The following is a 12,388-nucleotide window of genomic DNA, read 5'->3' as shown; positions in this document are numbered from 1 at the left end:
CGATGTTCGGACGCAAGAAGAAGACTGCAGAAGACGACGTCGAAGAGGTTGAGGTTCTGCCTCGCCTCAGCGACGAAGACGCGGAGATCTGGAGCGAGCCCGGCCCTCGCAACTACGGTGAGGTCGACGCCTCCGAAGGCTACGTCGACATGGGATCCATCCTGTTCCCGGCGGTTCAGGGCATGCAGCTGCGCACGCAGGTCGCTGACGACGGTACGACCGTCCTGCAGATCCTGGTCGTGCTCGGTAGCTCCGGCATTCAGATGAGCGTCGCCGCCGCGCCCCGATCCGGAGGCGTGTGGGAGGAGCTGCGCGAAGAAATCCGCAAGGGTTTCGAAGAGCAGGGCGCCAAGGTCGCCGACTATCCGACGCGCTACGGAGACGAGCTGCTCGTCGATATGCCGATGCAGATGCCCGATGGTCGTTCTGCGACCTCCCGCATGCGTATCATCGGTCGCGAAGGCGACCGATGGTTCGCGCGCATCGATATCCTCGGCCCGGCTGCCGCGAACGCCGACGCCGGCGTCGAGATCGAGAAGGTCATCGATCGCATTATCGTGCGACGCGATGACCACCCGCGCACGCGCCTGGAGCTGCTCCCGGTGCACCTGCCCGCGGGTGCTCAGGAGGCCTGACATGGCATCGTGGATCGCTCGGGTCGGCGCCGCGCTCGGCCTCGATAAGGATGCGCGTTCTCTGGACGCAGCTCTCGACGAGGACTCGGCGCGCGCCGCCCGCGGGGTCACGCCTATCCGCGACGTGACGGACCGCTCGCACGTGCTCGTCTTCGGCACGCTCCTCGGCATGACCTACCCGCCCGAGGAAGGCACTCAGCGGGTGCTCGTCGCCACGCTCTACGACGGCACCGACACTCTGGAGCTGCGCTGGCCTGGGCGCACGTCCATCCCCGGGCTCAGCGTCGGCCAGCGCCTCGAAGTTGAGGGCACTGTCGGGCGTACGGGGGACCGCCTCGTGATTATCAATCCCCTGTATCGCGTCATCGCAGGGGAAGGCTGATGCCCACTCCGCGTTGGATGGACCAGGCAACCTCCGAGGACTTCTCCTGGTCAGACGCGCTCGGAGGTACGCGCGGAGTCATCGAAGCGACGGCTCCCGGCCTCGTTTTCGTGATCGTCTTCGTCGCAACCCGCGCCCTCGTGCCGACACTGGTAGCGGCGTCGTGCGTGGCGTTGCTCGCCTGTGTGCTCCGGCTTGTCCAGAGACAGGGGCTCCAGCAGGCCCTCTCGGGGCTGTTCGGCGTCGCTATTGGCGTCATTTTTGCCGCGGCCACGGGACGCGGGGAGAATTACTTCGCGTGGGGCATTGCCACGAACGTGGCCATGGCCCTCGCCTTCGCCCTGTCCGTCCTGCTCAGGCGAGGCCTCGTCGCCCAGTTCTACGGGCCACTGACGGGCCTGGCTAAGGGATGGCAGTCCGACCCGGCACGCGCGGACCTCGCGCGCAGGTGCAACCTACTCACGTGGATGTGGGCGGGAATCTTCGCGGTGCGTGTCGCAGTCCAGGCCCCTCTCTGGCTCGGTGGCCAGGTCGCGGCGCTCGGTATCGCCAAGCTGGCCCTGGGCCTCCCGCTCTTCGCCCTGGGCGCCTGGGCCACCTGGTGGGGGCTGCGCGGCTACTCCTCGTCCTCGGAGGATGCCTCGGACTCAGGAGAAGCGACCAACTGACGAAGCTTCGTCAGCTCCTCGGCATCCGCATCGGGGACGAGCAGGAGTAGCTCGTCCGCGGCCTCGAACACGTCATCGGCGCTCGGAGTGATCGGACGGCCATCGCGCAGGAGCGCAGCTAGCACCGAGCGCGCAGGCAACTCGAGGGAGTGGACGCGCTTGCCGACGACCGGAGAATCGTCCGGCAGGATGAGAGCGTGCATGGACACGGCAGCGGTATTGAAAGAGAACAGGCGCACCGGGATACCCACCGACACAGCCTCTTCGACGAGAGACGTCATGATGCGCGGCGTCGACACCGACACATCCACACCCCATGCCTGATCAAAGAGCCACTCGTTCTTCGGGTTGTTCAGGCGGGCGACGACGCGAGGAACCGCAAACTCCGTTTTGGCCAGCAGAGAGATGACCAGGTTCGCCTTGTCGTCCCCCGTGGCTGCAACCATCACGTCGGCCTCGGCCACGCCAGCGTCGCGCAGGGCATCGGGCGAGCACGCATCTGCGAGCACCCAGTCAGCGTCAGCAACCGAGGAAATACGCAGCTTTTCGGGCATGTTGTCGATCAGGGTAATGTCGTGACCGTGAGCGAGGAGCTCCAGGGCAACGCTGCGCCCGACCGAACCGGCTCCAGCAATGACGATCTTCATGCTCACTCCTCCGTCTTGGGCGGGCTGGCCAGCTGATCGCGCAGCGCGGCCGTATCCGTCCCATTGATCGCAAAGTACAGTTGGTCGTGCTCCTGAACGACCAGGTCAGGCGATGCCGTGCGAATCGACCCCAGGCGCGAGGTGAATGCAATCCGGCACCCCGTCAGCTCCTCGACGAGCTGGAAGCTCAGCCCATACCAGGGCGCAGAGGGCGTTGCGTTGACGAGAGCGACCTCACCGGTCGGATGTGACCAGATCAGTGAGGCATCCGGCGGCAGCAGGCGACGCAGGACCGAGTCCGCGGTGCGCTGGACAGACGCAACAGTGGGAATGCCGAGGCGCTCATACAGGTAGGCGCGAGTCGGGTCATAGATGCGCGCAACCACGTGTTCAACGTGAAAAACCTCACGAGCGACGCGCGCGGCAATAATGTTCGAGTTATCACCCGATGAGACTGCCGCAAACGCATACGCCTCCTTGATGTTCGCTTGACGCAGGCAGTCACGGTCCATGCCCACGCCCGTCACGCGACGGCCGGAAAAGTCCGGTGACAGGCGAGAGAAAGCCTTGGAATCCTGGTCAATAACCGCCACGGAATGACCCGCAGCGTCCAACGTCGATGCAAGGCGAGCGCCGACGCGCCCGCAACCCATGATCACAAAGTGCACGACTACCAAAGTACTCCGGTCCCCGCGTAATAGCCATGCGTGAAGTTTCGGCGTTCCCATGCTCGGCGAGGTGGACTAGGCTTGTTATTCGTGACGAACTTGTTGGCCTACGCAAAGCGCGTGCTCATCGGACGCCCGATGCGATCGGACGCGATGGGCCACCAGCTTCTCCCCAAACGTATTGCTCTGCCGATCTTCGCGTCGGATGCGCTCTCGTCGGTCGCCTACGCGCCCGATGAAGTCCTCCTAACGCTTGCGCTCGCCGGATCCATGGCCGCCCTTCAGTCGGTCTGGGTGGGCGTTGTTGTTGCTCTCGTGTTGGCTGTCGTGGTCGCGTCCTACCGCCAGACGGTTCACGCCTACCCCTCAGGTGGCGGCGATTACGAGGTTGTGACCACGAACTTGGGTCGGTCGTGGGGGCTACTCGTCGCCTCGGCCTTGTTGGTCGACTACATCCTCACCGTTGCCGTCTCGATTTCGTCGGGCGCCAACTACATCACGACGGCAGTGCCCGCGCTCCTCGGCCACGAGGTTCCCATCGCGGTGGCGCTCGTCATTATTCTGGCGACTCTGAACCTGCGCGGTACACGCGAGGCCGGTGGCGCGTTTGCCGTGCCCACCTACCTCTACATGGGCGCGATCGGCCTGATGGTCGTCGTCGGTTTCGCAAAGATGGCAACCGGGCACCTGGGTGTGGCTCCGACGGCCGCCTACGAGCTCGTTGCTGCCCCCGCTCACGCGGACGGCCTCGCCGGACTCGCGGGCGCTTTCCTCCTTATGCGCGCCTTCTCGTCGGGTTGCGCGGCCCTCACCGGCGTCGAGGCGATCTCTAACGGCGTGCCGATGTTCCGCCGCCCCAAGTCGCGCAACGCGGCCACCACGTTGGCGATGCTCGGCCTCATCGCGGCTTCGATGATGATCTCAATCCTAGTGCTGGCCCGTGCGACCGGTGTGAAAATCGTCGACGACGCGGCGAGCCAGTTGACCTATCAGGGCGCGCCCGTCCCGGAGAAAACGCCGATCGACCCGGCGATCTCTCAGATTGCGTCGGCTGTTTTCGGACAAGGGTCGATCCTGTTCATTGTGATCACCGTCGTCACCGGCTTCATCCTGGTTCTCGCCGGTAACACGGCGTTTAACGGATTCCCGACGCTGGCCTCGGTCCTGTCGCGTGATTCTTTCCTGCCTCACCAGATGGTGCGCCGTGGCGATCGCCTGTCGTATTCGAACGGCATCGTCGTTCTGACCATCGCGGCGATCGCGCTCATCGTCGGCTTCCAGGCACAGACGACACGCCTGATCCAGCTCTATGTCGTCGGCGTCTTTATTTCCTTCACGCTCTCGCAGCTGGGCATGATCAAGCACTGGAACAAGCAGTTGCGTTCGCGTCAGTCTGGTCAGGAGCGTATGGCCGTTCTGCGCTCGCGCGCCGTCAATATCGTTGGCTTCATGATGACGGGCATCGTGCTCCTCATCGTGCTGGCCACGAAGTTCACGCACGGCGCGTGGATCACGTTGCTCATGATTGCCATTGCTTTTGGCGTCCAGATTTCGATTCACCACCACTATGAAACCGTTCGCACGCAGCTGCGTGTGGACGACTGGAACGCTCGGCGTGCGCTGCCCACACGCGTGCGCGCCCTCGTGCTCGTCTCCTCGCTGTCACGCCCCGCGATGCGTGCGATCGCGGCTGCTCGCGCGTCGTCACCAACGTCGATCGAGCTCGTGTCCGTCGTCGCGGACGATGAGGAAGAAAACAAGATTCTGCGCCAGTGGAAGGCCTCCGGTGTTCCCGTGCCTCTGACGCTCCTGTCAGCGCCCTACCGTGACATCGCATCGGTGATCTTGCAGTACGTGCGGGGGCGTCGTCGCTCGATGCCCACCGAGATGCTGGTGGTCTACATGCCCCAGTTCCTCGTCACCCACTGGTGGGAGAACTTCGTGCACAACCAGTCCGCGCTCCGCCTGCGCGCCGCGCTCCTGGGTGTCCCCGGGGTGGTGATTACCATCGTTCCGTGGCAGCTGGGCGAGGACGACGTCGTTGAGGGACGCCAGCGTGTCAACGACCCGTTCTTACGTGTCGGAGCACCGGCACCGAGTGAGTCGAATCCCCGCACTGAACAGCCCGGCGACGCCAGCGCCGATGCTACCGCCGAGGAGAGCGCATGAGTCCCCGTCCGTCCCGTCGTCGTCCCTCCCCGCGTCGACGCCCCGTCTCCGCGGAGCCACGTGAGGGGATTGGCGAGATCCTTGAGCTGACTGTCGGGGAACCCGCTCACGGCGGAGCGTGCGTCGCCCGCGACGAGAGCGGGCGCGTTGTCTTCGTGCGCCACTCGGCGCCCGGTGAGGTAGTCCGTGCGCGCGTGAGTGCCGTCCAGAAGAAGCTCGCATGGGCGGATGCCGTGGAGGTTCTTGAGCCGTCGCCTGATCGCGTCGAGTCCGTCTGGCCCCAGGCGGGTCCGGGTGGCGTTGGCGGCGGCGAGCTCGCTCACCTGACTCCGGGTGCTCAGCGTGATTGGAAGTCTCGCGTGATCGCCGGGCAGTTGCGCCGCGTGGGCGGCGAGGCCCTGGCCGAAGCCGTGGATGCCCTCGGGGGAGTGCGCGTCGCACCTGCGCCCGGCGACGAGGATCCGAACGATCCGCTGACCGGTCGCCGCTCGCGCATCGATGTTGTCATCGACGCGGATGGCCGTGCTGGTATGCACGAGTTCCGCGGCCGCCGTGTGATTGCGCTCGATGATATGCCGCTGGCTGTTCCCGCGATCCGTGAGCTCGGCCTGTTCGACGCGGATTCGCCGTGGCGTCGCCTGTGGAAGCCGGGGGACCGCGTGCGCGCTGTGGCCCCGTCCGGTGGCGATCCCGTCGTTCTGATCGGCGATGACACCTACGCCGCTGACGGCGTGCGTATTGACGCCGACGTCTTGCGTTGGAACGTGCCCGTCGGCTCCGGCGTCGAGTCGTACTACGTGCGCCCCTCCGGTTTTTGGCAGACGCACGCGCGCGGCGCCGAGGTGCTTGCGAACGCTGTGCGTGCTGCTGCGTTCGGTTCGGACGAGGCGGGGGCTGGCCGTGCGGTCATGGAACTCTACTCGGGGGCGGGCCTGTTCTCCGTGCCGCTCGCGCGCGCTCTTGGCGAGACGGGGCGTATGGTGACGCTTGAGGGCGACGAGGCCGCCGTGCGTGACGCGGGCGAGAATCTCGCAGCCTTCGATTGGGTGGACGCGTTCGCTGGCAACGTGGATCGCGAGGGTATTGTCGACCTGGCCGGCCAGCTCGGCGCTGTGCCCGACGTGGTCGTGGCGGACCCGCCGCGTGCCGGCGCCGGTGCCGAGGTGTGCGAGGCGATCGCCGCCACGGGTGCTCCTCGCGTCGTCCTGGTCTCGTGTGACCCCGCAGCGGGCGCGCGTGACCTGCGCGCCCTGACCGAAGCCGGATACGAGCTCGAATCACTGCAGGCGTGGGACCTCTTCCCGCACACCCACCACGTCGAGACGGTCTCGGTTCTGAGCCGCTAGCGGGTCCTCCTGCGCTCGAGCATGCGCGAGCCCCACGACGTCTGCGTGCGCGCCTCGATTGCGCGGCGCTGATCGCGGTACATGCGATCCACCAGGTCGCGTTCGGACACCCAGCCGACGACACGGCGATCTCCGTCTACGACTGGTAGGGACTGCAAGCCGGTACGCCGCAGCGCCCCGAGAACCTCGGACGGGGGAGCGGAGGCGGCCACGGCCTCGTCGATGAGAGGCAAATCCGCCAGGGGAGCATCCAGAGAACCATCCTCCTGCGTGAGCTCAGCCAGGCGCAACGAGGACACGAGGCCGACGAAACGCCCTTTGTCGGACACGACGGGCAGAACCGTCTCCCTCGTGCGGCGCAGGGCAGCGATGGCGGAGGCAGCGCTCGTGGTCGATGCCAGTGTCTTGGGGACCTCCATCATCCACTCGGACGCCGCGCGGGTACCCAGCAGAGTGCCGTCGACCGGGTCGTCAAGCACGTCACCGCGGCGGCGCAGTTTCTCCGTGTAGATCGTCGCGCGCGTGAGGAAACGCGACGCCCCCGTCGCGATCACGACTGCGAGCATCATCGGCAGAATCAGCGAGAACTGGCCGGTCATCTCCACGATGATGAGAACGGCCGTCATGGGGGCACGTGCGGCGCCCGCGAAAGCGGCACCCATGCCGACCACGGCAAAAACACCGATGGGAGAATCCGATAGCGGGGAGACAATGTTTCCGAAGGCCGCACCAGCCATCGCACCGATGAAGAGCGTGGGCGCGAAGACGCCGCCCGAACCGCCCATACCGATCGTGAACGACGTGTAGACGGCGCGCCCCAGCATGAGGGCGAGAAGGAATGCGATCGAGAAGTTTCCGGCGATCGCCTCCTCCTCCAGCGGATACCCCGAGCCGTACATGTACGGGAACGCAACGAGAGCGACGCCGAGGGCGAGACCGAGGACACCCGGACGCGCCCACTCAGGTAGGTGCGTGCGTGCCCACACCCAGTCAATCGCGTCCTCTGAGGCATACAGGAGCTTCGAGAAGCCCAAGCCGCACAGGCCAGCAACGAGGCCGAGAACAGCAACCCACCACATGTCCGACATCGACGCGAACGTCAGGTTGTCGGCGACGTGCACGACCATCTCATCCCCCTGCAGGATGCGTGCAACCACCGACGACGTGACGGCGGAGAGGACGACGAAACCGAAGGTTTCGGCCGTGAATTCGACGAGAATAACCTCAAGAGCGAAGACGGCACCCGCGAGAGGCGCATGGAATGTGGCCGCGATGCCAGCCGCCGAGCCGCACGAGGCCAGCAAGACCACGCGGGAGACGGGCATATGCAGCCACGAGGCAATGGTGGAACCCAGCGACGCTCCGACCTGAACGATCGGGCCCTCGCGGCCAGCGGATCCGCCCGAGCCGATAGTCAGTGCCGACGCAATGATCTTCACGATCGCAACGCGCCCCGGGATGCGCCCACCCTTACGACGCACAGCGAGCATCACCTCGGGGATGCCATGGCCCTTCGCAGAAGGGGCGAAGCGCTGGATCAGCGGTCCGTACAGGAGACCAGCGATAGCGGGGGAGAGGAGGAGAAAGAGCCAAGGTGCCCACCCCCAGACGCCGTGCGACTGACCGATGTGGGTCGTGTACTCGTCGAAACCTGTCGACACCCAGGTCCATGCGCGGATCGCAAGGTTAAACAGGACGGCTGCTGCGCCGACGACGCCGCCAACGAGTGCAGCGGCGACGCCGAGCAGGGAACGATGCGCGGCGACCGTCTGGCCGACGCGTAAGCGAGTCCCCGCAGCCGGTTCCTCTGGCTGCGGGGACTGTACTGTGTGTGTCACAGGTTTGCGATCTCCACGTGAATGGGGGCGTCAATGGCGATGCCCCAGATGGTCCGGTAGAAGGACAGCTCCGACTGCCATGCATCCTTGATGTTGATGGCCGAGCGGAAGCGGTGTCCCTCACCCTGATAGAGCTTGAGGGCAACAGCATTGCCGTTCGCCCGCAGCGCCTCGTACATTTCCTGGGCCTGCGAGGCGGGGACCACCGGGTCTGCGGTGCCCTGCAGGAGCATGAGAGGCGCCTTAATGTCGGACACTCGGTTGATCGGCGAGCGCTGCGCCCACACCGGATCCGACCTGTCGTCCGTACCGAGCAGAATGCCATCGTAGTGCGACTCAAACTTGTGGCTGGTTTCGGCCAGCTTCGCCAGGTCCGCGATGCCCGAGAAGGAAGCGCCGGCGGTGAACACGTCAGAGGATGCCAGCGCGTTGAGCACGGTGAAGCCACCGGAGGAACGGCCGCGGATCGCGATCCGCTTGGGATCGACGCGCCCCAGATCAACGAGGTACTGGGCGCCGTCAATGCAGTCCTGAACGTCCATGACACCCCAGTTGCCGTTCAGACGCTGACGGTAGGGACGCCCGAAGGAGGTCGAACCGCGGAAATTCACGTCCAGAACAGCAAATCCACGGCTGGTCCAGTACTGGAACGGCACCTGCAGGCCGGGGCGTGCAGCCTCGGTCGGGCCGCCGTGCACGTTCACGATGAGGGGCGGAAGCTCACCCTCAGGGGCGGTGAAATCAGGGTTCACGGGCGCGTAGTAGAAGCCGTGAGCCTCCTCGCCGTCCGAGGTCTTCCACGTCAGCATCTCGGCCGTGGAGACGAGGGCGGTCGGGACCTCGGCCTCTGAGGAAGGACGCAGTACCTTGGTCTTACCACGCGATACTTCGATGATGGCGGGCGTGTGGGTGGCGGAGTCGGCAAGGAAAACGACGCGACCATCAGCGGCTGCCACGTTACCGATGGGCCACCAACCGGTCGCCCACTCTTCGGCCATGCCGTTGTCGATACGCACAGTTCCGATGTGCCAGACCTGGTCCTCAGCCCACGAACACACGAGGTAGTCGTTGTCGTAGTTATCGTAGGAGTGCAGGCCGAGCTGCCAGTGCGGGTGCGAGAATGCGCGATGTCCGGGGTGCAACGCACGGGTGCGCAGCCGCGAGGTCCACGCGTTTGCGTCCTCGCCTTCCTTCCACACGAAGCCCTGGGTGCGGTACAGGTTTGCCCAGCCGGAGGAATCATCCACGTGGATCAGGTCACCGTCAAGGGTCCAACGTGGCTCGTAGACGCACACGCCCGGGCGATCCACCAGGACAACCTCCTGGTCGATGGTTCCCTCGAAGGTCAGGGAGGCGACGCGCAGCTGAGAATACGTCCACGGCATGTTCGGGTGGTTCCAGGTGATCCACGCGATCTTTGTGCCGTCCGGGGACACCGTGGGTGCCTGCGCGAAGTCGGTGCCCTCGAACACCGTGATGATTGCGCTGTCATCGCGCGCGGCGGACCCATCGAGCGGAATGGCGACGATCTTGTTCACGGGCTCGCCCGGAGCTGAGTGGTCCTCGGCGACCGCGTACACGAGTTCGCGCACGTCAGCGATCCAGAAGTCGCCGTAACGGACCTTCGACAGGGTCGTGAGCGGGCGCACGACGCGGCGCGGATCGGCCGTATCAAAGGCGTACACGCGGCCATCGGTCTGATCGGAGAAGACGATGACGCCATGGTGAACGGCATACGCCTTACCGCCGTACTCGTGTACGCGTGTGCCGACGTCGGGCAGGCGAGAACCATCGATCAGGGGCAGAACTTCGCCCGTCTCACCCGTTGCACGACGGCGCAGCAGCGTGCCGCGACCGCCCTGGAGTGGATGTCCTTCAACCCAGTAGGTATCGGGTCCATCGACACGAACCTGGGAGAGCGTGACCGAACGGGCGGTGAAGGAATCGCCCGAGATGGGGGACTCCCACAGGCCGTGGGGTGCGACGGTGACGGACATAGTGCCTCCTTAAGCGGTACGGCGAGCCAACAGTGTCTATCTTAGTGCGCGTGCTTGTCGCCTGCGCGGGTCGAAGGTAGCTGACATGCACTTTGATCTGTAGGTGAGACGCTTGGGCAACTACACTGGTTGCTATGTCTGGAACACGAGAGTCGCGCGACCTCCTGTCGCGCTGCAGCACACCGCGTGAGCTGCGTCGCCTGGAACGCGAGCAGCTGGACGATTTGGCGGCGGAAATTCGCGGGTTCCTGATTGACAACGTGTCGCGCACGGGTGGGCACCTTGGTCCCAATCTGGGTGTCGTTGAGCTAACGATCGGTTTGCACAGGGTGTTTCGGTCCCCGCAGGACACGATTGTGTTCGATACGGGTCACCAGGCTTATGTGCACAAGCTGTTGACGGGCCGTCAGGATTTTTCATCGCTGCGATGCCCGGGCGGACTGTCCGGCTACCCGTCGCGCGCCGAATCTGAGCATGACGTCGTTGAGTCTTCGCACGCGTCCGCGTCGATCGCGTGGGTGGATGGTATTTCGCGGGAAAAGCATCGCCGGGGTGACCGTACGTGGACTGTCGGTGTGATCGGCGATGGCGCGCTGACCGGCGGCCTCGCGTGGGAGGCGCTCAACAACATTGCGACGGCGAAGAATCGTCGCATCGTGATTGTGGTGAACGACAATGGGCGCTCGTATGCGCCGACGATCGGTGGACTCGCCGATCATCTTGATGCCTTGCGTACCTCCGCTGGTTATGAGAAGGCGCTTGCCTGGGGAAAACAGCATCTCCTCAGTCATGGCACGCCCGGCCGCGCGGCCTACGACGCGTTGCACGGCCTGAAGGCGGGTATCAAGGACGCTCTCATTCCCCAGGTGATGTTCGAAGACCTGGGCCTGAAATACATTGGACCCGTCAACGGGCATGACATTTCTGCGGTGGAGACTGCGCTTCGCCGGGCACGTTCTCTGAGCGAGCCTGTCCTCGTCCATATGATCACGGAGAAGGGGCGCGGATACACTCCCGCAGAGGAAGATATAGCGGATCGCTTCCACGCCGTCGGACCGATCCACCCGGAGACTGGCCTGCCCGTCGCTCCTGAGCGTTTTGGCTGGACCGGAGTGTTCGCCGATGAGATTTGCGCTCAGGCGGCTACGCGCGACGATATCGTCGGCATTACCGCGGCGATGATGCGCCCGGTCGGTTTGGGTCCGATGCACGAGGCCTACCCGGGTCGCGTGATCGACGTCGGCATCGCCGAGGCCGAGGCCGTGGCTTCCGCAGCTGGCATGGCCTACGAGGGTGCGCATCCCGTGGTCGCGCTCTATGCGACGTTCTTGAACCGTGGCTTTGACCAGCTCCTCATGGATGTTGCACTCCATCGTGCGGGAGTGACGCTCGTGCTCGATCGCGCCGGCGTTACGGGTGCGGACGGCGCGTCGCATAATGGCGTGTGGGATATTGCCATGTGCTCCCTGATTCCGGGCCTGCGTCTGGCCGCGCCCCGTGATGAGGACACACTGCGTTCTCGCGTGCGTGAGGCGCTCGATGTTGACGATGCGCCCACCGTCATCCGATACCGCAAGGGTTCTCTGCCGGAGCCTATGCCTGCGCTTCGTAGCGTCGGGGGAGTGGACATTCTTGTCGACGAGGCCGGGGCAGACTCGCCCGCTCGAGTCCTCATTGTTGGTACCGGAGCATGCGCACCCGATGCGATTGAGGCCGCGCGTCGCCTGGTGGCTGACGGTGTGAGTGTGACCGTCGCGGATCCGCAGTGGATGATCCCAGTGCCGCAGGAGCTGACAGCGATGGCTCACGATTACGATTGCGTGGTCAGCGTCGAGGATGGCATCGTCCAGGGCGGTTTCGGTTGGTCGCTGCGCGATACGTTGGCGGAAGCGGGCGTGCCCGTACGATGCCTCGGCGTGCCGCAGGGATTCCCCGAGCATGGTGATCGAGCGGCGTTGATCGCGCGCTTCGGCTACGACGCCGACGGCATTGAGCGTGCCGTGCGCGAGCTGATTGAGCGACTCTCCGCCTGCTAACG

The 12,388-nt window shown here is 65.1% G+C and carries 10 protein-coding genes; 6 read left to right on the top strand and 4 right to left on the bottom strand.

All coding sequences use genetic code 11. From position 1 onward, the window contains the following. Positions 1 to 2 precede the first annotated feature (2 nt). From QP415_RS01145 to QP415_RS01135, 3 genes are read left to right on the top strand one after another with little or no spacing between them, the layout of a single operon-like run. Positions 3 to 635: a DUF3710 domain-containing protein gene (locus tag QP415_RS01145; protein WP_016461804.1), complete on the top strand. Its 633-nt coding sequence runs from the start codon at positions 3 to 5 to the stop codon at positions 633 to 635. A 1-nt stretch (position 636) separates the two neighbouring features. Next, complete coding sequence (locus QP415_RS01140; protein WP_016461803.1) at positions 637 to 1,017, top strand: hypothetical protein; 381 nt, start codon at positions 637 to 639, stop codon at positions 1,015 to 1,017. Then, positions 1,017 to 1,685, top strand: coding sequence for a DUF3159 domain-containing protein (locus QP415_RS01135; protein WP_285098075.1), 669 nt, complete (start codon positions 1,017 to 1,019; stop codon positions 1,683 to 1,685). Before QP415_RS01140 ends, QP415_RS01135 begins: the two co-directional genes overlap by 1 nt. On the opposite strand, the gene QP415_RS01130 is transcribed toward QP415_RS01135, so the two are convergent. Further along, complete coding sequence (locus QP415_RS01130) at positions 1,634 to 2,332, bottom strand: potassium channel family protein (RefSeq protein WP_016461801.1); 699 nt, start codon at positions 2,330 to 2,332, stop codon at positions 1,634 to 1,636. The genes QP415_RS01135 and QP415_RS01130 overlap by 52 nt on opposite strands. Before the next feature lie 2 nt (positions 2,333 to 2,334). Then, positions 2,335 to 2,985, bottom strand: a complete 651-nt coding sequence (locus QP415_RS01125; RefSeq protein WP_442953448.1) for a potassium channel family protein — start codon at positions 2,983 to 2,985, stop codon at positions 2,335 to 2,337. A gap of 105 nt (positions 2,986 to 3,090) precedes the next feature. On the opposite strand from QP415_RS01125, the gene QP415_RS01120 reads away from it, so the two are divergent. Together QP415_RS01120 and QP415_RS01115 are read left to right on the top strand one after the other, a co-directional pair. Beyond that, on the top strand, positions 3,091 to 5,169 hold the full coding sequence (locus QP415_RS01120) for an APC family permease (RefSeq protein WP_285098072.1): 2,079 nt from the start codon (positions 3,091 to 3,093) through the stop codon (positions 5,167 to 5,169). Next, on the top strand, positions 5,166 to 6,515 hold the full coding sequence (locus QP415_RS01115) for a class I SAM-dependent RNA methyltransferase (protein WP_285098070.1): 1,350 nt from the start codon (positions 5,166 to 5,168) through the stop codon (positions 6,513 to 6,515). Before QP415_RS01120 ends, QP415_RS01115 begins: the two co-directional genes overlap by 4 nt. On the opposite strand, the gene QP415_RS01110 is transcribed toward QP415_RS01115, so the two are convergent. Continuing rightward, positions 6,512 to 8,353: a chloride channel protein gene (locus QP415_RS01110; RefSeq protein WP_285098067.1), complete on the bottom strand. Its 1,842-nt coding sequence runs from the start codon at positions 8,351 to 8,353 to the stop codon at positions 6,512 to 6,514. The genes QP415_RS01115 and QP415_RS01110 overlap by 4 nt on opposite strands. Continuing rightward, positions 8,350 to 10,350, bottom strand: a complete 2,001-nt coding sequence (locus QP415_RS01105; protein WP_285098064.1) for an alpha/beta hydrolase family protein — start codon at positions 10,348 to 10,350, stop codon at positions 8,350 to 8,352. The genes QP415_RS01110 and QP415_RS01105 overlap by 4 nt, the downstream gene beginning before the upstream one ends. 134 nt (positions 10,351 to 10,484) lie before the next feature. Here QP415_RS01105 and dxs point away from each other — a divergent pair, with 134 nt between their 5' ends. Next, positions 10,485 to 12,386: a 1-deoxy-D-xylulose-5-phosphate synthase gene (gene dxs, locus QP415_RS01100; protein ID WP_285098061.1), complete on the top strand. Its 1,902-nt coding sequence runs from the start codon at positions 10,485 to 10,487 to the stop codon at positions 12,384 to 12,386. Positions 12,387 to 12,388: the final 2 nt, after the last annotated feature.

The organism is Pauljensenia sp. UMB3104 (assembly GCF_030217285.1).
Classification (GTDB): Bacteria; Actinomycetota; Actinomycetes; order Actinomycetales; family Actinomycetaceae; genus Pauljensenia.
This window is presented reverse-complemented; position numbering and strand designations above follow the sequence as displayed.

What these genes read in the sequence shown, in the direction of transcription:
- QP415_RS01145 (WP_016461804.1), top strand. Translation starts at nt 3, where the DNA reads ATGTTCGGACGCAAGAAGAAGACTGCAGAAGACGACGTCGAAGAGGTT.
- QP415_RS01140 (WP_016461803.1), top strand. Translation starts at nt 637, where the DNA reads ATGGCATCGTGGATCGCTCGGGTCGGCGCCGCGCTCGGCCTCGATAAG.
- QP415_RS01135 (WP_285098075.1), top strand. Translation starts at nt 1,017, where the DNA reads ATGCCCACTCCGCGTTGGATGGACCAGGCAACCTCCGAGGACTTCTCC.
- QP415_RS01130 (WP_016461801.1), bottom strand. Translation starts at nt 2,332, where the DNA reads ATGAAGATCGTCATTGCTGGAGCCGGTTCGGTCGGGCGCAGCGTTGCC.
- QP415_RS01125 (WP_442953448.1), bottom strand. Translation starts at nt 2,985, where the DNA reads ATGGGTTGCGGGCGCGTCGGCGCTCGCCTTGCATCGACGTTGGACGCT.
- QP415_RS01115 (WP_285098070.1), top strand. Translation starts at nt 5,166, where the DNA reads ATGAGTCCCCGTCCGTCCCGTCGTCGTCCCTCCCCGCGTCGACGCCCC.
- QP415_RS01105 (WP_285098064.1), bottom strand. Translation starts at nt 10,350, where the DNA reads ATGTCCGTCACCGTCGCACCCCACGGCCTGTGGGAGTCCCCCATCTCG.
- dxs (WP_285098061.1), top strand. Translation starts at nt 10,485, where the DNA reads ATGTCTGGAACACGAGAGTCGCGCGACCTCCTGTCGCGCTGCAGCACA.